At 65.8% G+C, this 19,719-nt stretch carries 19 protein-coding genes and 1 tRNA gene; 11 read left to right on the forward strand and 9 right to left on the reverse strand.

All coding sequences use genetic code 11. From position 1 onward, the window contains the following. Positions 1 to 120: 120 nt before the first annotated feature. Positions 121 to 1,260, reverse strand: a complete 1,140-nt coding sequence (locus tag NNX37_RS04920) for a histidinol-phosphate transaminase (RefSeq protein ID WP_255791186.1) — start codon at positions 1,258 to 1,260, stop codon at positions 121 to 123. 41 nt (positions 1,261 to 1,301) lie between these two features. Between NNX37_RS04920 and NNX37_RS04925 the strand changes: the two genes are divergently transcribed. Next, positions 1,302 to 1,721: a phage holin family protein gene (locus tag NNX37_RS04925; protein WP_255791187.1), complete on the forward strand. Its 420-nt coding sequence runs from the start codon at positions 1,302 to 1,304 to the stop codon at positions 1,719 to 1,721. Between the two features lie 30 nt (positions 1,722 to 1,751). On the opposite strand, the gene NNX37_RS04930 is transcribed toward NNX37_RS04925, so the two are convergent. Beyond that, positions 1,752 to 3,122: a hypothetical protein gene (locus tag NNX37_RS04930; RefSeq protein WP_255791188.1), complete on the reverse strand. Its 1,371-nt coding sequence runs from the start codon at positions 3,120 to 3,122 to the stop codon at positions 1,752 to 1,754. Positions 3,123 to 3,124: 2 nt separating this feature from the next. Then, entirely contained in the window at positions 3,125 to 3,367 is a 243-nt protein-coding gene (locus NNX37_RS04935) for a hypothetical protein (protein WP_255791189.1), read from the reverse strand. Positions 3,368 to 3,704: 337 nt separating this feature from the next. On the opposite strand from NNX37_RS04935, the gene purB reads away from it, so the two are divergent. Continuing rightward, a complete protein-coding gene (gene purB / locus NNX37_RS04940; RefSeq protein WP_255791190.1) occupies positions 3,705 to 5,120 on the forward strand; it encodes an adenylosuccinate lyase in 1,416 nt (471 codons plus the stop codon). A gap of 109 nt (positions 5,121 to 5,229) precedes the next feature. Here the strand turns inward: purB and rlmN are convergent, their stop codons facing one another. Continuing rightward, positions 5,230 to 6,486, reverse strand: a complete 1,257-nt coding sequence (gene rlmN / locus NNX37_RS04945) for a 23S rRNA (adenine(2503)-C(2))-methyltransferase RlmN (protein WP_255791191.1) — start codon at positions 6,484 to 6,486, stop codon at positions 5,230 to 5,232. Positions 6,487 to 6,612: 126 nt separating this feature from the next. On the opposite strand from rlmN, the gene NNX37_RS04950 reads away from it, so the two are divergent. Continuing rightward, positions 6,613 to 7,137 carry a GNAT family N-acetyltransferase gene (locus tag NNX37_RS04950; RefSeq protein WP_255791192.1) on the forward strand — a complete coding sequence of 175 codons (525 nt, stop codon included), beginning with the start codon at positions 6,613 to 6,615 and terminating at the stop codon, positions 7,135 to 7,137. A 42-nt stretch (positions 7,138 to 7,179) separates the two neighbouring features. On the opposite strand, the gene NNX37_RS04955 is transcribed toward NNX37_RS04950, so the two are convergent. Next, positions 7,180 to 7,662, reverse strand: a complete 483-nt coding sequence (locus NNX37_RS04955; RefSeq protein ID WP_255791193.1) for a nucleoside deaminase — start codon at positions 7,660 to 7,662, stop codon at positions 7,180 to 7,182. 181 nt (positions 7,663 to 7,843) lie between these two features. Here NNX37_RS04955 and NNX37_RS04960 point away from each other — a divergent pair, with 181 nt between their 5' ends. Continuing rightward, the gene (locus NNX37_RS04960; protein ID WP_255791194.1) at positions 7,844 to 8,407 is read left to right on the forward strand and encodes a VOC family protein; all 564 of its coding nucleotides are present in this window, start codon (positions 7,844 to 7,846) and stop codon (positions 8,405 to 8,407) included. A 36-nt stretch (positions 8,408 to 8,443) separates the two neighbouring features. Here the strand turns inward: NNX37_RS04960 and NNX37_RS04965 are convergent, their stop codons facing one another. The 4 genes from NNX37_RS04965 to NNX37_RS04980 all read right to left on the reverse strand — a co-directional run bounded on the left by NNX37_RS04965 (position 8,444) and on the right by NNX37_RS04980 (position 12,749). Next, complete coding sequence (locus tag NNX37_RS04965; protein ID WP_255791518.1) at positions 8,444 to 9,283, reverse strand: carbohydrate ABC transporter permease; 840 nt, start codon at positions 9,281 to 9,283, stop codon at positions 8,444 to 8,446. Positions 9,284 to 9,338: 55 nt separating this feature from the next. Further along, a complete protein-coding gene (locus NNX37_RS04970) occupies positions 9,339 to 10,283 on the reverse strand; it encodes a carbohydrate ABC transporter permease (RefSeq protein WP_255791195.1) in 945 nt (314 codons plus the stop codon). Then, positions 10,283 to 11,503: an ABC transporter substrate-binding protein gene (locus tag NNX37_RS04975; RefSeq protein WP_255791196.1), complete on the reverse strand. Its 1,221-nt coding sequence runs from the start codon at positions 11,501 to 11,503 to the stop codon at positions 10,283 to 10,285. The genes NNX37_RS04970 and NNX37_RS04975 overlap by 1 nt, the downstream gene beginning before the upstream one ends. Before the next feature lie 364 nt (positions 11,504 to 11,867). After that, positions 11,868 to 12,749: an alanyl-tRNA editing protein gene (locus NNX37_RS04980; RefSeq protein WP_255791519.1), complete on the reverse strand. Its 882-nt coding sequence runs from the start codon at positions 12,747 to 12,749 to the stop codon at positions 11,868 to 11,870. A gap of 99 nt (positions 12,750 to 12,848) precedes the next feature. Between NNX37_RS04980 and NNX37_RS04985 the strand changes: the two genes are divergently transcribed. The 7 genes from NNX37_RS04985 (at position 12,849) to NNX37_RS05015 (ending at position 19,706) form a co-directional block, all read left to right on the forward strand. Further along, positions 12,849 to 12,925, forward strand: a tRNA-Met gene (locus tag NNX37_RS04985). A gap of 191 nt (positions 12,926 to 13,116) precedes the next feature. Further along, the gene (locus NNX37_RS04990; protein ID WP_255791197.1) at positions 13,117 to 13,737 is read left to right on the forward strand and encodes a 2Fe-2S iron-sulfur cluster-binding protein; all 621 of its coding nucleotides are present in this window, start codon (positions 13,117 to 13,119) and stop codon (positions 13,735 to 13,737) included. Continuing rightward, the gene (locus NNX37_RS04995; RefSeq protein ID WP_255791198.1) at positions 13,734 to 14,813 is read left to right on the forward strand and encodes an FAD binding domain-containing protein; all 1,080 of its coding nucleotides are present in this window, start codon (positions 13,734 to 13,736) and stop codon (positions 14,811 to 14,813) included. The genes NNX37_RS04990 and NNX37_RS04995 overlap by 4 nt, the downstream gene beginning before the upstream one ends. Then, entirely contained in the window at positions 14,810 to 16,894 is a 2,085-nt protein-coding gene (locus tag NNX37_RS05000) for a xanthine dehydrogenase family protein molybdopterin-binding subunit (protein WP_255791199.1), read from the forward strand. Before NNX37_RS04995 ends, NNX37_RS05000 begins: the two co-directional genes overlap by 4 nt. Positions 16,895 to 17,111: 217 nt before the next feature. Continuing rightward, on the forward strand, positions 17,112 to 17,993 hold the full coding sequence (locus NNX37_RS05005) for a hypothetical protein (protein ID WP_255791200.1): 882 nt from the start codon (positions 17,112 to 17,114) through the stop codon (positions 17,991 to 17,993). A gap of 9 nt (positions 17,994 to 18,002) precedes the next feature. Continuing rightward, on the forward strand, positions 18,003 to 18,395 hold the full coding sequence (locus NNX37_RS05010) for a DUF3021 domain-containing protein (RefSeq protein WP_255791201.1): 393 nt from the start codon (positions 18,003 to 18,005) through the stop codon (positions 18,393 to 18,395). A 153-nt stretch (positions 18,396 to 18,548) separates the two neighbouring features. Then, on the forward strand, positions 18,549 to 19,706 hold the full coding sequence (locus NNX37_RS05015) for an alpha-hydroxy-acid oxidizing protein (protein ID WP_255791202.1): 1,158 nt from the start codon (positions 18,549 to 18,551) through the stop codon (positions 19,704 to 19,706). The last annotated feature ends 13 nt before the right edge of the window (positions 19,707 to 19,719 follow it).

The raw sequence follows: 19,719 nt of genomic DNA on the forward strand, positions 1-19,719 counted from the left end.
GAAAGCCGCACCGCGCTAGAAATATACCTCTCCGAGAATATATTCCCGGTGTTGCATATAAGTGGAAGTTACCTTCCAAAGCCTAACGACGGCGCGGCTTCAGCCCCTACCTAAGACACGCTAGGAAACGCGCGGGCCTTTTGTATAGGTCGCACATAACGCGAGGAACCGCGTGTTTGCATCCTCTTCGCCAATGGTCACTCTCACACCCTCATTGCCGAAGGCCCGTACAGCCAGGGCCTGCTGCTCCGCCAGAGCTGCAAATTCGGGGGTATTCCCGCCCAGGTCCAGCCAGACAAAGTTGCCCTGTGCCGACGGAATGGACCAGCCCAGCGCCTTCAGCCCTTCCACCACGCGGGTCCGTTCAGCAACCAGTCCTTGTATTCTTTCCACAACTTGGTCGTGGTGCCGCAGGGAGGCCACGGCAGCCTGTTCGGCAATCGTGGAGACGGCGAACGGCACGGCTGCTACGCGGAGATGCTGGGTGATGGGAGCGTGCGACACGGAGTAGCCCACGCGCAGTCCGGCCAGGCCTGCACCCTTGGAAAACGTCCGCAGCACCACCACGTTGGGGTGGCTACGGTACATATCGATGCCGTTGACCGCGTCGTCGTCCCGCACGAAGTCCTCGTACGCTTCGTCAATCACCACGATCACGTTGGACGGAACCCGCCGGAGGAAATCCTCCACCTGGGCCGTAGTCAGTACCGGGCCGGTCGGGTTGTTGGGAGTGCACAGCAGAATCACCTTGGTCCGCTCGGTGACGGCTTCGACCATGGCATCCAGGTTGTGGGTGCCGTCGGCGTTCAGCGGCACCTGGACGCTTTCAGCACCGGCCAGGCCCACACTGATGGGGTACGCCTCAAAGGAACGCCATGGGTAGATGACCTCGTCTGCCGTGCCGTCCGGGTTTTGTCCGGCAAAGGTGGCGAGCAGCTGGTTCAGCGCTCCCAGGCTGCCGCCGCCCGTCACGATGTCTTCTGCGGGAACGTCCAGGAACGCGGAGAGCTCATTGCGCAGCGCCGTGGAGAGCGGGTCGGGATAGCGGTTCACGGTTGCGGCGGTGCTTATCGCTTCCAGCACGGCGGGGAGCGGCGGGTACGGGTTCTCGTTGGAGGACAGCTTGTAGCTCTGGATTCCTTCAACAGCCACCGGCGGCTTGCCTGCCGTGTATTGCGGCAGCTTCCCGATAACGGGCCGTGGGGTGATGCCGGGTACGGGAATTTCAGCTGCGTCGGTGTCATTCTCGGTAGTGGTCATGGCGTTAACAGTAATGGTCTCTTTTCTGCCAGCATGGGGGCATGCTCTCTCTGTTGCTGCGGATTGTCCTGAACGCCGTTGCCCTCTGGGTGGCCGGGTGCCTTTTGCCAGGCCTGACGGTGAGTGCGCCCTCGGGGAGCATAAGCGGGGATCCGGCGATCGACACGGTGCTTGCGTATCTGTTTGTCGGCCTGATTTTCGGCGTGGTCAACGCTCTCGTCCGCCCTATAGCCCAGGGACTGACGCTGCCGTTGGCCATTCTGACGCTGGGGTTGTTCCGAGTGGTCATCAATGCCGCCATGCTTGAGCTCACCGCCTGGCTCAGCAGCTACACCCCCATCCGGTTCGAGGTTGATTCCTTCTTCTGGACCGCCATTGCCGGTGCAGTTGTCATCAGCGTTGTGTCGCTGGTGTTGGATACGGTGACCGGGAGCCGCCGGCGGGAGCGGAACCGGAGCTAGCACCGTCGCGGCCCGGGTGCGGAAGGCGTCTTACCTTCCAGCCCCCACGGGCGGGCGGTATTCGTCCTCTTGTTCCCGCGCCGGCCCCGGCTGTACAACCCGTACCGGACGCTGCTGCCGCTCCGGGCGCTCCGGCAGTTTTTCCCGGGAGAGGCGGTAGAGGTGCCTCGTGGCCACGCTTCCGGCCGCAATAGCTGCGCCCAATGATTCCAAGGAGGCCTTCAGGGAGGCGTCGTCGCTGGCATCTGCGCGTGCGGCACCCTCCCGGTAATTGTCCAGCCGGTGCGCGGGCCCCAGACCGGCGTCCTCGCCCTCGGGTGTGGCCACGGGGTTGGTCAGTGTCATGGTGACCCGGTCCGGCGTATCGGGGTTCTGTCTTCCGTCGATTGCGGATACCCAGTCCTGCACATGCTCCAGGTGCAGTGCCGGCACTCCGGGAGGGAGATCGGTAGCGCCGGTCGGGCTGCCGGCCGTCAGCAGGAACGCCACGTCGTAGTCACTTTCGGCCGCCAGATTCCCGGCTACATGAGTGGCGTGGTCCCCGCCCTGGCTGTAGCCGGACAGAATGACCGCATCCCCCGCTTCGGCCCCGGCCCGCCGCAGCGCCTCTGCCACTCCTGCTGTGACATATCGGCTGTCTTCGACGGTGGGTTCCAGAACACCCAGGAAATCGAACACGTTCTCGCTTCCCTCCGAAATGCCGACACCCTGGGTCCCCGGGAGCGTGACAACGAACGCCGGCTTTCCGTCTGTCCCCACAGCCTCGATCACTTCAATTACTCCCGGGTCGTTTTCCCGCTTCAACACTTCCGACCGTCCGAGGACCCAGGTGGCGGTTCCTTCCACCTGAAGCTTTTCCGGCTCTCCGGGAAGGGTCGTTACCTCTACCGGGCGCAGCTTGCCCAACCCCGCCGCGGTGATCAGGCCCAGTACGGAGCGCATTGCTATCTCGGAGGTCGGATAGGCAAGGCCCTCTTCGGCCTGGCGGCGAGTAGGAAATCCTTCTGCCCGGGGGTACGGTCCGGGTGCAATCCAAGGATTCACGGGATAGGGGCCAACGGGAGGAAGCCGTGTCTCAACGCGCCCTTCGACTTCCGCGTAGGCTCGGGCGCTCCCGCGCACCCCGTCCGCAATTTCGTCGACGGCGGCAGCCGACGTCCTGAGGATGTGCCCCGCTTCCATGATCCGCGACCTGATCCGGTCAGCCGACGCGGAACCGCCGCCGAACGCACCAACGGCCAGCCAAAGCTCCGTCACCCTCTCCTCGAGTTGCCGCACACGGCCCGTTGTCGATTCCAGCCTGCCCGCGACCCGGACCAGGTCCTCGTACTGGACCAGGAGCCCGGCAGCCCCTCCCCTCACCTCGTACATCCCCCGGTCTCCGGTCCCCTGCTCCGTCATGGTCAGCTCCCCGCCGCCAACATGAGCGGATCCTGCTGCAGCTCGACGGCAGCTGACCGCAGCTGCGACGAGACATCGAAAAACCGCTCCGCTGCAGTCAGGACTTTGCGCCGGAAGGCATTGGCGGCGCGTGACTCCCATTGGATAATTGCTGCCTCTGCGACCTCCCGTTCCAGCTCGTCGGTTTCTGCTGCAAACGCCAGAAGCAACCGTTCCGTCTCTTGCGCATACGCTGCCGCTGCCATTTGGTCCACCACTACCTCCCGTGGGTGACGAATTATCTACGCTGTGCTTTCCGGTTCTGTACCCGCCCGGAGTAGGCCACGATCAGGAACCCCGGCGAACCGCCGGTGGGGACCGGATCAAGAACGATGCCGTGGCGTCAAGGTTCCCGGACTGCCGGCCGAAGGACGGGCATTACCTCCCCGCCGGTGGACACAGCCCGCACCCGCACCGCCCGCAGCTTGCCTGTGGAGGAAAACCCTGCTCCCGGGAGAACGCGGCGGAACAGCAGGACCTGCAAAACAGCCAGCCGGAAAGTCACACAGCGGCAGCACCCCGGCGGCATGAAAGAATTACTGCATGGCCGAATCCGAACCCCGTGTCTCCCTTGCCTCCGTGACTCCCGCTATCGCCCTGGGCCCGTTGGACGGCCGCTACCGCAGCGCCACCGCGCCGCTGGTGGACTACCTGTCCGAAGCCGCCCTGAACCGGGACCGGACGCATGTGGAGGTGGAATGGCTGATTCACCTGACCTCCAACGCCGTCCTGCCCGGCACTGCTCCGCTTACGGAAGACCAGCAGCACCAGCTGCGGGCCATCGTCTCGGGCTTCGACGGCGATTCCGTGGCCGAGTTGGGCGAGATTGAAAAGCGCACCGTGCACGACGTCAAGGCCGTCGAGTACTACATTGCCGATCGGCTTCCGGCCCTCGGTCTCGAGAGCCTGAAGAGCCTCGTGCACTTCGGCTGCACGTCCGAGGACATCAACAACCTCTCCTACGCACTGGGCATCAAGGGCGCCGTCGAGAACGTCTGGCTGCCCGCCGCGCAGAAGCTGGTGGACCAGATCGCCGCCATGGCCGAGGACACCCGTGCCGTGCCCATGCTGTCCCGGACGCACGGCCAGCCCGCCACCCCCACCACGCTGGGCAAGGAACTGGCCGTCACCGTCCACCGGCTCTCGCGCCAGCTGCGCCGCATCCGCAGCACGGAGTTCCTCGGCAAGATCAACGGCGCCACCGGCACCTACGCAGCCCACTACGCAGCCGCCCCGCAGGCAGACTGGCAGCAGGTGGCGCGCAGCTTCGTGGAAGGCCTCGGCCTGGCCTGGAACCCGCTGACCACGCAGATTGAATCCCACGACTGGCAGGCCGAGCTTTACGCCGACATCGCCCGCTTTAACCGCATCCTGCACAACTTCTGCACGGATGTGTGGAGCTACATCTCCATTGGCTATTTCGCGCAGGTTCCGGTGGAGGGCGCCACCGGCTCCTCAACCATGCCGCACAAGGTCAACCCGATCCGCTTCGAGAATGCCGAAGCGAACCTGGAGATTTCCAACGGCCTGCTGGACACGCTGGCTTCCACTTTGGTCACCTCCCGCTGGCAGCGCGACCTCACAGATTCCTCCTCACAGCGCAACATCGGTGTGGCCTTCGGACACTCGGTCCTCGCGATTTCCAACGTGGCCAAGGGACTGGAGCGCCTGCACGTGGCCGAGCAGGTCCTCGAGCAGGACCTGGATGCCAACTGGGAGGTGCTCGGTGAAGCCATCCAGATGGTGATGCGCGCCGAAGCCGTCGCCGGAACCGAAGGCATGGAAAACCCCTACGAACGGCTGAAGGACCTCACCCGCGGCCACCGAGTAGACGCCGAACGGATGAAGGAATTCATTGCCGGCCTCGGCCTTCCGGCAGACGCGGAAGCCCGCCTGCAGGCTCTCACCCCGGCAAAGTACACCGGCATCGCGGACACCCTGGTGGACCACCTCAAGTAGGCTGCCCGCTTAAAACCAAACGACGACGGCGGGAGCCGGGCATGCAGCCCGGCCTCCCGCCGTCGTCGTCTTCGCCTCGGTGCCGCCCGCCGAAGCGGACGCGGGACTGCTAGTCCGCTGCGGCGAGCTGGCCGCAGGCGCCGTCGATCTCCTTGCCGCGGGTGTCGCGGATGGTAGTGGGGATGCCGGCGTCGATCAGGTGGTTGATGAACTCCTGCATGACCTCCGGCTCCGGCGACGTCCAGATGGAACCGGGCGTGGGGTTCAGCGGAATGGGGTTCACGTGCACCCAGCCGCGGCCGCGGGCATTGAGCTTCTTGGCGAGCAGGTCCGCACGCCAGGCGTGGTCGTTCATGTCCTTGATCAGCGCGTACTCGATGGAGACGCGGCGGCCGGTGACGCGGTAGTAGTTGTACGCGGCGTCCAGCGCCTCGTCCACCTTCCACCGGCTGTTGACCGGGATCAGCTCGTCACGAAGTTCGTCGTCCGGGGCGTGCAGGCTCAGGGCGAAGGTGACCGGGATGTTTTCCTCGGCCAGCTTCTTGATGGCCGGCACCAGGCCCACGGTGGAAACGGTGATGTTGCGGGCGCTCATGCCCAGGCCTTCGGGAACCTCGGCGGCCATCCGGTGGACGGCGTTCATCACGCGCTTGTAGTTGGCCAGCGGCTCGCCCATGCCCATAAAGACAATGTTGGTGACGCGCTCGGCGTCGTGGCCGCCGTCGCGCCGCTTGCCGCCGAGGCCGCCCTCCTTGATCACCCGGTTGGCCTGGACAATCTGGTCCAGGATTTCCGCGGTGGACATGTTGCGGGTCAGGCCGGCCTGGCCGGTGGCGCAGAACGGGCAGTTCATGCCGCAGCCGCACTGGCTGGACACGCACAGGGTGATCCGGCCGGGGTAGCGCATCAGCACGGACTCCACGAGGGAGCCGTCGAAGAGCCGCCACAGGAACTTGATCGTGTCGCCGTTGTCAGTGGTCAGGCGCTTGATCTCGGTGAGCAGCGTCGGGAACATCTCGCCCACAAGCTCGTCGCGTCGCTCCTTGGGGAGGTCGCTCATGGCTTCCGGATCGGTGGTGTAGTGCTGGAAGTAGTGCACCGACAGCTGCTTCGCGCGGAACGCGGGCAGGCCCATGGACTTGAGCTTCTCCTGGCGTTCGGCCAGCGACATATCGGCCAGATGGACCGGCGGCTGGGACACGCGCGGCGACTTGAACTGCAGCAGCGGGCGGCCGTCGGGCTCCTTGGCCTGTTCCCAACCCTCCGTGGCGGGGCGGACCTGCGGTCCGGTGGCGGTGGGAAGCGCGCGGGTGGTGCGCTGCTTTTTGGCGGTGTTTTTCTCAGGGGAAGAATCGACAGTTGACATCGCTACCATTCTCGCACGATTCGCATATCCGGAACATTCCCTTTGCCGGGACGGCACACTCCCGAAACACAGGCGAAACCCCGCACTCCTAGCGTGGAAGCACCACCCCTGGCCACTGGAGGCAGCATGTCGGATTTGCGACCCTTTTCCGGATTCCGTCCCTACTCCACCCCGCACCTGCGCATCCGCGAAGTGCCCTGGAGCAACCCCGTAGGCGCCGACCTGCGCGAAGCCCAACAGGCCGAACTGGATGCCCGGTACGGCACCGCGGAACACGATCCCAACCCGCCGCGCGCCGCCGATGCGGCGGTCTTCCTCATCGCCTATGAGCGCAGTACCGGCCAGCCGCTGGGCTGCGGCGGGCTGCGGCGGCTGGATACGGCGACGGCGGAGATCAAGCGCGTGTATGTCCTGCCCTATGCGCGCGGGTCAGGGGTGGCGACGGCGGTCCTCGGGGCGTTGGAGGCACGTGCGAAGCAGATGGGATTCGCTGCCCTGATGGCCGAAGCGGGCTCTGCGCAGCCGGACGGACACCGGTTTTACGAGAATGCCGGCTACCGGGTGGTGCCGAACTTCGGCCCCTACATCATGGCCGACGGGTCCACGTGCTACTCCAAAACCATCGGCGCCGCGCTGGAGCACCGGCTTTAGCAGCCCGCCGGAAGCGGGCTGCTAAAGCCGGCGGACTGCCGCCTAGTAGTCGATCCGCGTAGCTGCCGCGGTCCAGGCGTTGAACGGAGTCATCGCGGGAGTGCCGTCAACGGTCTGCTGGGTGACCTGCATGGAGCGCTGCTCCAACGGTGTCTCGAAGTACTCGTAGAAGGCGGCGTCGTCGAACCCCGCGCTGGCGGCGTCGTGCCGGTCGGCAGCGAAGATCACCCGGTCCACACGCGCCCACAGCGAGGACGCCAGGCACATGGGGCACGGTTCGCAGCTGGTGTAGAGGACGGCGCCCGAGAGGTCGAAGGTGCCGAGGGCTGCGCAGGCGTTGCGGATGGCCGTGACTTCGGCGTGCGCGGTCGGATCGTTGTTAGAGGTCACGCGGTTCACACCCTCAAATACGGCACCTTCCGCCGTGACGACGACGGCGCCGAACGGGCCGCCGTCCATGGCCACGTTCTCGGTGGCCAGGCGGATGGCCTGGGCCAGGTAAACATCGTCCGAAGTACTGCTCATTGGCTTCTCCCTTGGTGTGGTGCCAGGTAGATAACCGGAAGTGTCCGGCCCGCCTTCGCAGCTGTGAGATTAGCAGTTATTGCCGGGCGGACGCACAGAGGCAGGACATATTCGGCGGCACTGCAGACACAGGCTGCAACCTTCCCGCTACCCGTTGTCAGCGGCGGCGGGCAGTGGGAACGTGAAGAAACAGTCTGATACCTACCCGTACGCATATTCCCCGCGGGCCCTCCGCCGCGATGCGCCCACGGACCTCCTGGAAGGACCCGTCATGGAACGCATGATTTTCCCCAACCTCCCCGTGGCAGACCTGCCCGCCGCGGAAAACTTTTACCTGGGTCTCGGTTTCACCAAGAACCCGCAGTTCAGCGACGATCGCACCACCGCCATTGTCGTCTCGGACAGCATTGTGGTGATGCTGCTGCAGCAGGACTATTATCAGGAGTTCCTGCCCAAGGGAGACACCCCGCACCTTGCTTCCGCCGGCAAGGAAGTGTTGAACGGCATCAGCTGCGACAGCAGGGAGGAAGTGGACCGTTTCCTGGCTGCCTGCACCTCCGGCGGCGGTGCCCTCTACGCTCCGGCAGAGGAACGTATGCCCGGAATGTACAGCGGCTCGGCCACCGACCCGGACGGACACGTCTGGGAGTTCATGTGGATGGATCCCGCGAATGTTGAGCCGCCCGAGCGGACCTTCGAGGTATCCTCCAACGCCACGGTCCAGGAGCAGAACTCAGCGCTGTGACCGGGCCCGGCGCGGCCGGCCCCCGGCGCGGCCCGCTTACTTGACTGCGCCCATGGACAGACCGCGGACCAGTTGCTTTTGCGCCACCCAGCCCGCGATGACGACCGGCAGCGACGCCAGCACCGACGCCGCGGAGAGCTGCGCCAGGAACAGGCCTTCGCTGGTCATCTGCGACACCAGGAAGACCGGAACCGTAGCCGATTGGCCGGCGGTGAGGATCAGGGCGAAGAAGAACTCGTTCCAGGCGAAGATCACGCAGATCAAGGCGGTCGCTGCCAGCCCGGGAGCCACCATGGGCATCAGCACCCGCCAGAGGGTCTTCATCAACCCGGCACCGTCCATCTGCGCCGCTTCCAGCACCTCCCCGGGCACTTCAAGGAAGAACGAGCGCATCATCCACACAGCGATGGGCAGGTTCATGGAGGTGTAGAGGACCACCAGCGTCCACACGTTGTCCAGTACCTTCAGCTGCCCGGCAATGACGTAAATCGGCATAATCACAGCCACGACAGGCAGCATGCGGGTGGAGATGAAGAAGAACAGCACGTCGGAGGTTTTCTTCACCGGGCGGATGCTCAGGGCATAGGAAGCCGGCACCGCAAGAAGAATCACCAGGATGGTGGAGACGCCGGTGGCTATCGCCGAATTGGCGAAGTAACTTCCGGCACCGCTGCCCAGCACCGCACGGTATTGGTCCAGCGTGGGCGCGAAGAAGAACACCGGCGGATCGGATGCTGCGGCGGACTCCTGTTTAAAGGAGGTCAGCACCATCCAGAGCACCGGCGAGAAGAAGATCAGCGCCAATACCCAGGTGACCGTGGTGAGGATGGGCCCGGAGTTAAACCTTCGATCCGGTTTCCGGATGGTCTTTGGGATCGAGGGAGTCTTCTTCCCGGCGGGAGTAGGTGCAGCAGTCTGGGTAGCCACGTCGTCAGTCCTTTACGTCGAAGCTCTTGAAGATCAGTCGCAGGGCCAGGGTGGCCACAATGATGGTGGCGATGACCACCACCACGCCCATCGCAGCCGCCTGGCCGATATCGAAGCCGAGGAAGGCCCGCTGATAGATGTAGAACGGGAGGTTGGCACTGGCCGTCCCGGGACCGCCGGCGGTCATCAGGTAGATCTGGTCGAAGGTATTCACCACGTAAATGGCTCCGAGCAGGATCCCGAGCTCTATGTAGCGGCGCAGCTGCGGCAGCGTCACCGAGATAAAGGTCCGCCACCACCCAGCTCCGTCCACCTGGGCCGCTTCCAGCACGTCCTTGGACTGCGCCTGCAGTCCGGACAGAACCAGCAGCATCATGAACGGCGTCCACTGCCACACCAGCGCCATGAGGATGGACACGATGGGGTGCTGCGAGGTCCAGTCCACCGGAGGGATCCCCACCAGCCCGATGACCCAGTTCAACAGGCCGTAACTGGGGTTGAGGATGGAGATGGACCACAGCAGGGAGCTGGCCACGGGCATGATCAGGAACGGGGTGATCAGCAGGGTCCGCACCACTCCCCTGCCGGCGAAACTGCGGTCCAGCAGCAGGGCGAAAATGATGCCCAGCAGCATCGCGAAGAAAACACAGGCCAGGGTGAACAGAACACTGTTCAGCGCCGCCCCGCGGAAGGTCGAGTCGGAAAAGATATCAACGTAGTTTCCGAGCCCGACGAACTGGTTTCCCTCCGGCCGCAGCAGGTTCCAGTTCTGCAGGGAGTACCAGATGGTAAAGAGGAAAGGCACCTGCGTCACGATCAGAGTGAAGATCAGGGCCGGCAGCAGCGGCAGCCGCCGCCGCCATCCCTCGGCAGAGGACATCCCTCCGCCCTGCCTTTCCGTAGCGGCCTTCCTGGCGCGGACCTGCTGCCGTTCTACCAAGGTGGACATTAACCGCCTCCGTCCTGGTAGCTTTCCGCCACCGTTTCGGCGTACCCCTGCGATTGCTCCAGGGCTTCCTGTACCGTCTGCTGCCCGGCGATGGCCGCCGAGATCTGCTGCGCCACACGGGTGCCCAGATCCTGGAACTCCGGGATGCCGACAAACTGAAGCCCGGTGTACGGCACACCGCGAACCATGCTGCTTTCCTGGGACGCGCCGGCCATGGCATCGAGGGTCGGCTCGGCATAGGCCTCGGCAACCTCGGCGTATTCCGGGATCTCGTAGGTGGAAAGCCGGCTGCCCGGCGGCACCCGTTCCCAGCCGATCTCCTCGCCCACCAGCTGGATGTATTCCTTATTGGTCATCCAGGAAACAAAGTCCCAGGCGGCGTCTTTCGACTCACTGGTCGAGGGGATGGCCAGTGACCAGCTGTAGAGCCAGCCGGAGGACTCGGTTTCCTGGATGGGTGCCGGTGCGTACCCGCTTTTCCCGACTACGAGCGACGACGCCGGATCCTCAATGGCGGAGACCATGGCCGTGGCGTCGTACCACATGGCCGTGTTGCCCTGGCTGTAAAGGGTCAGGCAGTCCCCGTAGCCGCTGGTGGCGGCGCCGGCCTGCCCGTAGTTCTGCACCAGGTCCACATAATCGGTGACCGCCGCTTCCACTTCGGGCGCATCCAAGGTGGCATTCCAGTCCTCGTCGAACCAGCGGCCCCCGTAGGTATTGATCATGGTGCCCAGCGGTGCCATGACCTCGCCCCAGCCGGCCAGTCCGCGCAGGCAGACACCGGACATGTTGTTCTCCGGGTCATTGAGCGCTTCGGCAAATCCGCGGATGTCCTCCCAGGTGGGGTTTTCCGGCATGGTCAGACCGGCCTCGTCGAAGAGGTCCTGCCGGTAAACCAGGAAGGAGGATTCCCCGTAGAACGGAACGGAGTATAGGTCCCCCTCGTAGCTCAGCGCCTCGCGGATGGTGGGGACGAAATCCTCGGGGTCATATCCCTCGGTGGAATCCGCGTAATCCTGAAGGTTGGTGATCCAGCCGTTTTCCGCCCACATCGGCGTTTCGTAATTGGAGATCATCACGACGTCGAATTCCCCGCCCTGGGTGGCGACGGAGGCCGTGATCTTGGCGCGGGCCTCATTTTCGGGGAGTGATACAAAACTGACGTCCACGTCCGGATACTGGGCTTTGAATTCCTCCTGGAGAGTGATCGCGTCCTGCATCTGCGGATTGGAAACAATTGCTACGACAATTTCCTCTTTACCCTCCGCCTCCGTGCCTCCGCAGCCGGTCAGAACAAGGGCCGCGGCAGCCGCTGATGCCAGTCCGGCACGCAGCCGGGGTCGGCCTGAGCGGTAAAACCGCCTGCTGTGTCGGAATCCCATCTGGTCACCTTTGCTCATTTGAGATCGTGGTACCGCTCACGTGTGCGGAACACTACTTCCATCCACCCATGCGGACAAGATCTACCGCTGCGATACCTTGAGGAAACAGGTAAGCGGACCATCAAATGGCATTGTTGCCTGATTTTTCCGGGAATTACGGCCGTAAGATACGCCGCCGGACCTCCCTCAAAACCGGTAGGGGTTATTGCCCTTCGGAGAAAGTGCAGCGTGTTTCCATCACTACGTCAACTGCCCCTTCTCCCGGCTCGGCACTCAACCGGACCTCAATCGCGGAAACAGCCGCCAGCGAGGTGAGATGGGTGCCGCCGCAGGGAATGCTGACCGTGCCGTCGGGCAGCTGGCAGACCCAGCGGCGCATGCCGGTAAGGAGACCGGACTCCCGCTCAATGCGCACCTCGGCCCCGGACGCCACCCATTTGGCCAGTGTTGCGTTCACCCCCGCTTCCACGGCTGCCGGGTCCGAGAGCAGAGCATCCGGGAGGAAGCCCTTGCGGCGCAGGGACTTGCCCAACCGGTAAACATCCCGGGAGCCTCCGGGAAGGATGGTTGTCGTTTCAATCGCCAGTGCATCGAAATTCGGGCTGCCCGCGGCGTCGGCCTGCACGTCCTTCTTCCAGGCATCGGCCAGCTGCCGGTTCAGGGCCAGCGAGGCCAGATGGCAGGCGGTGTGCCCGGCCGAAAGCGCGGCCCGGTACTCACCGTCCACGCGGACCTCTACCCGCTCCCCCTCCGCAATGCCGGCGTCCCCGGGCACCATGTGGATTACCAGGAACACCCAGCCCTCGGTGCCCTTGCGGACCGGAATTTCCCGGCCGAGGAACAGTGCGTCTCCGTCCGTGGCTCCTACTACGCAGTCGAGCACGGGCACCCCGCGGCCAGTCGCCGTCGTCAGTGTTGCCCGGTCCGGCCCCTGGTCCGGCCAGCCCGCATCCACGGGATGCACGGGCGTGGCATCCAGCAGTACCGCCAACCGCCCGTCCGGGAGGGTTTCGACGTGCTGTACGGTTCCCGTTCCGGTCAACGCCCCGGCCGGATAAGTGACGGTGGTATCAGTTTTCGGCATGCTCACGCGGTCCAGCGTAGCGAATTCCGCCGCACTAAATGTGAGCGCCGCCACTGGATTACACTGTGCGGCAGATCTGCGGTAAAGTCATAACCACGCCGCGGGGTGGAGCAGTTCGGTAGCTCGCTGGGCTCATAACCCAGAGGTCGCAAGTTCAAATCTTGCCCCCGCAACCAATAGAAAGATCCCGATCCGGAAACGGATCGGGATCTTTTTTGTCTTCCCGCCCTTCGCGCAGCAGCGGAACCTCAATCGCCAGTGGTTCAGCGGCGAAGAGTCCCGGTTGACGGCATCAATGGTTGTCTCCGCCACATCTGCTCCGGTAGGTTGCGAGAACAAACCGCGAGGGAGAGGTGTCCCACATCTCATGGAAGCCCGAATAACCCTGCAGGTGGACGGCGAGCCGCGCACCCTGACGGTGGATACCCGCACCACGGTCCTGGACGCGCTGCGCGACCGGTTGGACGTCACGAGTCCCAAGAAGGGCTGCGACCACGGCCAATGCGGTGCCTGCACAGTCCTTCTGGACGGGCGCCGCGCCAATTCCTGCCTCACCCTTGCCGTGGCCCACGACGGAGCCGAGGTCATCACGTCCGAGGGACTGGCCGGCGGCACGCCCGACGGCGAACTGCACCCGGTCCAGCGCGCCTTCCTGGAGCAGGACGCGTTCCAATGCGGTTACTGCACTCCCGGGCAGATCTGTTCCGCCGCCGGCATCATCGAGGAAGCCGCCGCCGGGCACCCTTCCACGGCCACGGAAGATCTGCAGGCCGAGGGCGGCATAGACCTCACCGATGCTGAAATCCGCGAGCGCATGAGCGGAAACCTGTGCCGCTGCGGGGCTTACGTAAATATTGTTGCCGCCGTCCGGCAGGCCGCCGAAGCAGCCGCGGCACGGCGGGGCGGAGCAGCCGACCCGGAGGTTCCGGTAGTGGCGGACTCCCCCACCGCGGAATCCATGCCCGAACACCCGGAGGAACGCGCATGATCCCGTTCGACTATCACCGCGCCGAAGACGTCGCGTCGGCCGTCGCCCTGGTGAGCGGCAACCCTGAGGCCGCTTTCCTGGCCGGGGGCACCAATCTGGTGGACCGGATGAAGCTCGGCGTCGCCCAACCCACCCTGCTGGTGGACATCTCCCGGCTGCCGCTGGACACGGTGGATGTGCAGGAGGACGGGCGGGTCCGGATCGGTACGAATGTGCGCAACGCGGACCTGGCAGCCAACACGGTCATCCGCAGCCGCTACCCTGCCCTGTCCCAGGCGCTGCTGGCCGGAGCCTCGGGCCAGTTGCGGAACCTGGCCACCACCGGCGGAAACCTGCTCCAGCGCACCCGCTGCGTGTACTTCCAGAACCCCACCACTCCCTGCAACAAGCGGGAGCCCGGCACCGGCTGCTCCGCTCTGGAGGGCTACACCCGGTACCACGCCATCCTCGGCGCCTCCGAGGACTGCGTCGCCACCCATCCGTCGGATATGGCGGTGGCGCTGGCCGCCCTGGATGCCGCCGTCGTCGTTATGGGCCCCGCAGGCGAACGCGTACTCCCCGTGTCTGATTTGCACCGGCTGCCCGGCAGCGAACCGCAGAAGGACACGGTGCTTGACCACGGTGAGCTGATCACCGCCGTTGAACTCCCGCCGGCGCCGGCCCGTTCCGCGTACCGCAAGGTCCGCGACCGTGCGGCCTACGCCTTCGCCCTCGTTTCCGTGGCCGCGGCACTGGAACTGGAAGACGACGACGCCGCCGCCCCGGTGATCCGGGACGTACGCATAGCGCTGGGCGGAGTGGCGCACAAACCCTGGCGGGCCCTCCAAGCCGAAGCGGTGCTCCGCGGGGCCGCAGCCACCGAGGCCAACTTCCGGGCCGCCGCGGATGCCGAGCTATTGCACGCCGAGACGCTCAACGGGAACGGTTTCAAGGTGCCCATGGTCCGGAACACCCTGGCCGCAGTGCTGCGGGACCTGACCGGCACCGCCGGGCCGGACGCGAGCGCGCCGGGGACGGACCATCCGGAAGGGCCCGCCGGCCCGGAGGACGCAGGCTGGGAGGACATGAACTCATGAGCAAGCTGATGCCCGCGTCCGCCATCGGTACTCCGTTTGAACGGCTCGACGGCGAACTCAAGGTCCGGGGCACCGCCCCGTATGCCTACGAACAGCCGGTGGAGAACCCCGTCCACCTCTACCCCGTACTTTCCACCATTGCCCGCGGCCGGGTGGAGCGGGTGGAGACCGCCCAAGCGGAGGCCCTCGACGGGGTGCTGACCATCCTTACGGCGGAAACCACTCCGCGGCTGGCAGACAGCTCGGACCGGGAATTGGCGGTCCTGCAGGACACCAGCGTGGGCTACCGGGGGCAGATAGTGGCCGCAGTACTGGCCGAGACCCCGGAAACCGCCCGGGAGGCAGCCGCTGCCGTGCAGGTGACTTACACGGAGGAACCGTTCACCGCCCAGCTGCACGGAGACGATCCTGCGCTGTACGCCCCCGAGGAGTTGAATGCCGGCACCCCGACGGACAGCAGCCAGGGCGATTTCGACGGCGCCTTTGCCACGGCCGCGCTGCGGATCGACGCGACGTATTCCACTCCGCCCGAACACAACAACCCTCTGGAGCCGCACGTCACGGTGGCGCAGTGGGACGGGACTGTCATGACCCTCTGGGACTCCACGCAGGGCGTCCACGCCGTCAGGGGCACGCTGGCGCAGGTGCTGGGTCTTGAAGAGGAGCAGGTCCGCGTCATCGCCCCGCACGTGGGCGGCGGCTTCGGGTCCAAAGGCATGCCGCACGTGCAGGTGGTGATGGCGGCCCTGGCCGCGCAGTGCACGGACGGACGGCCGGTGAAGTTCCCGGTCAGCCGGCAACAGATGTACACGCTGACCAGCCACCGAACCCCTACCATCCAGCATGTCCGGCTGGGTGCGGCCGACGACGGCCGGCTCAGTGCCATGTCGCTGGACATCCTGGAACACACCTCCCGGATCAAGGAGTTCGCCGAGCAGACTCCGGCACCGTTCCGGATGATGTACGCCTCCCCTAACCGGCGGACCACCACGAGGCTGGCACCGCTGGATATTCCGGTGCCGTCCTGGATGCGTGCCCCCGGGGAATGCCCGGGCATGTTCGGACCCGAGGTGGCCATGGATGAGCTGGCGGCGGCGGCCGGCCTGGATCCGATCGAGCTGCGCCGGCGCAACGAACCGGAGGTTGACCCGGAAACCGGCAATCCGTTCTCCAGCCGGCATTTGCTGGAATGCTTCGACCTCGGTGCGGAGCGCTTTGGCTGGCAGAACCGGGTGGCCCGCCCACGCTCCGTTCAGGAGGACGGCTGGCTGGTGGGGATGGGAACCGCCAGCGCCGTGTATCCCTTTATGCGCCAGCCCGCGAACACGGCGCGGATCCGGTACGAGCAGGACGGCGTCTACTCGGTGCAGATCGGTGCCGCCGACATCGGCACGGGCAGCTGGACCGCCCTGACGCAGATCGCCGCCGATGCCCTGCGGGTGCCGGTCGACCGGATCCGGCTGGGCATCGGTGACACCCGGTTCCCGAAAGCCAGTGTGGCCGGCGGGTCCTCGGGGACGGCCAGCTGGGGCGGCACCATCATTGCCGCCGCCCGCGCCTTCCGGGAGGATCACGGCGAGCACCCCTCCCCCGGCGCCCAGACGGAAGCGCAGCCACCGGAAGACCCGGAGGCTGCGGACCTTGCCCTGTACTCCTTCGGCGCGCACTTCGCCGAGGTCCGGATCCACGCGGACACCGGGGAGATCCGGGTCCCCCGGATGCTCGGGGTGTTTTCCGCGGGCCGGATCATCAACCCGCGCACGGCCCGGTCCCAGTTCCTCGGCGCCATGACCATGGGCCTGGGCATGGCACTGCACGAGCAGGGGGTGCTGGATCCGCGGTTCGGGATCTTCGTGAACTCCGACCTTGCGGAGTACCACATCCCCACCAACGCGGACGTGCTGGACATGGAGGCACTGTGGATCGAGGACCATGACGAGCATGCCGGACCGCTGGGCGCCCGCGGCATCGGAGAAATAGGGATTGTGGGCAGCGCTGCTGCCATTGCCAATGCCGCCTACAACGCCTCCGGCACCCGGATCCGGGACCTGCCGCTGACCCCGGACAAGTTCCTGGCCTGACCCGGCTGCCCGCCTTAGCAAACTGACGCCTGCCGGGCCAGGAGCCGCAGACTTCGGCGGAGGGCCGTCGACGCCGGCCCGACAGACCCCTTACTGACAGTTACGGCATCCCGGGTAAACACGCCGCGACACCTGGCATGCCGGGTCCCGGCCGGAATTCCCGCCCTATACTGGCGCTCTCTGCACCGGGAACCGGTGCGGTCCGAATGGGGGAAATGTGAGTCGAAATATTCCAACGGGCCCGCGCCCGGCATCTGCCGCAGCGGGTCTGGCCTTGCTGGTAACCGTCCTTTCCGCCTGCGGCACCGACCCGGCGGGCACTGACGCCAGCAGCCCGCCGGCCGCTTCCAGTTCGCCGTCCGCAACTGCTTCCGACAAAGCGACGGGAAAGCCGTCAGGCAAAGCCCAGCCCTCGCCGTCGGCAACGCGGACGAAGACCCCGGCCCCGACGTCGTCCGCTTCCGCCGTCAACGGGCTGGGCGTCAAGGGCACCGTAGAAACGGCACACGGAACCTACCTGCAGATCTCGCTTGCCGAGGACGATCCCGCCTGGACCCTCGATCCGGCGGTGGTGGAACCGAAGCTGCTTTCGCTCTACTCGCAGGCCGAAATCGAGGAAGCCCACCGGACAAACCTCACTTTTATGGTGGAGGAGGGACTGGACTCCCCGCTCAACGGCGGGGCCTGGACCCCGGAGGAGTGGTGGGCGGAAAATGAGAACCGGATTGCCCCGGAACTCCACGGCACAGCCCGGCAGAGCCTGAGCGACGGTTCCCCCTTTGGCGGAATGGTTATGCAGAGCACCTTCCACCACGAGCGGTACGGCGACTCCTACCGGTACATCTACGAACCTGACCGGTCACGCTTCACGGCGCTGGAGGTCGAAGTCCTCGGTGTCTGGCTGGCCGACGACGGCGAGAGCATCGTGACCGAGATTTCCGCCTCGGCGGAGATGGAGGTAGCGCCCGGTGCGGGCGAACCCGGTACCGATGCGCAGATCGTCCAGGCGTCAATGACGCTATGCTCCCGGCCCGGCGAGAGTTCCGGCGACTGGCTGATCACGAGCTGGCGCAACCTGTTCCAGGTCACCGCGGGCTAGGCGGCAGCCATGAAACTGAGACGCCGAGCCATCTTGCTTGCCGGAATACCGGTCATTGTCATGACGGGTATCGGAGCTGCCCTGTATGCCCAGGGCGATGCCGTCAACGGACGCAGCACCATTGCCGCCGGAGTGATCTCCGGGGCCGTGGCCGGTGCGACGGTGATCTACCAGCTGGAACGGTGGCCGCTGTGGCGGCAGTCCGCCGTGCACTTCGCCGTCATGGCTGCAACCGTACTGCCGGCATTGTTCCTGGGCGGCTGGTTTCCGGTGGACAGCACGGGAGCCGTGTTCAAGGTCATCGGCATGTTCCTAACGGTTGGTGCGGTCCTATGGAGCACGCTGTTTCTGATCTTCCGCCACCTGGAGCGACGCGCGGCAAGGCCGGCGAACTCCGGCTAGAGCGGCTCCTGCCGGCGCCGCGCGGGACTGAGTACGTGTCGGAACGGATGGGGTGCCCGCCGCGGGTCGGCCGGATGTCCCGCCGCCGCAGGGGTAGCATCCGGGGCAAAGCGGAAATCCGGCACACCAGCCGGCAGGAAAAGGCGGAACCCCATGGGCATGAACTACGGCGATTATCAGCTTGGCATCTACATGAACGGTGCCCGGGGTGTCCTGCCGGATCTGCCGATGGACTCCGCCGCCATGGAGGAACTGGCCAAGAGCCGGATGGATCCCCGGATCCTGGGGTACGTGGCAGGCGGTGCGGGCAACGAGTACACCCAGCGGGCCAACGTCGCCGCCTTTGAACGGCTGGGCATCATGCCGCGCATGCTGGTGGGAGCCGCGCAGCGCAGCATGGGCATCGACCTGTTCGGGCACGCGCTGCCCTCCCCCCTGTTCTTTGCGCCGGTGGGCGTGCTCGGCGCAGTGGCCGACGACGGCGACCTGGCCACCGCTGCCTCGTCCGCGGAGCTGGGCATACCGATGGTGGCATCCACCCTCTCGCAGGCTCCGCTGGAACAGGTCCGGACGGCAGCCGGGGAAACGCCGGGCTTCTTCCAGCTCTACCCGCCGGCGGACCGGGAGCTCGCCGAGTCCCTGGTGCACCGCGCGGAAGCGGCCGGTTACTCCGGCATCGTCATCACCTTGGACACCTGGGTCAACGGCTGGCGGCCCCGGGACCTCAGCGCCGCCTACCTCCCGATGCTCACCGGACAGTGCCTCGCCAATTACCTGTCCGATGACCGCTTCCGCAAACTCCTCGCCGAGCAGGGCTCAATCGACCCTGCAGCTGCGGTGATGCTTTGGGCCTCACTGTTCGGCAACCCCACCATGACGTGGGAGGACCTGGCGTGGTTCCGTTCCCTGACGTCCCTGCCGATTGTGCTCAAGGGCATCTGCTCGCCGGAGGACACCCGGCGGGCGCTCGACGGCGGCATGGACGGAATCTACTGCTCCAACCACGGCGGGCGGCAGGCCAACGGCGGCATTCCCGCGATCGACTGCCTGCCCGGCGTCGTCGAGGCCGCCGGGGGCGCACCCGTGCTCTTCGATTCGGGCGTGCGGTCCGGCGTGGATGCGCTGCGGGCGCTGGCACTGGGCGCAACGGCGGTGGGCATCGGCCGGCCCTATGTCTACGGCTTGGCGGCGGGCGGGCAGGCGGGAATCACCCATGTCATGCGCAGCCTGCTCGCGGAAGCGGACCTGACCATGGCGGTCAACGGCTACCCGGACCTGGATTCGCTGCGGGGCAGCCTGCACCGCCTCTAGGCTGCTGCCCGCG

Origin of the sequence: Arthrobacter zhaoxinii, assembly GCF_024385505.1 — a bacterium.
GTDB classification, from domain to species: domain Bacteria; phylum Actinomycetota; class Actinomycetes; order Actinomycetales; family Micrococcaceae; genus Arthrobacter_B; species Arthrobacter_B zhaoxinii.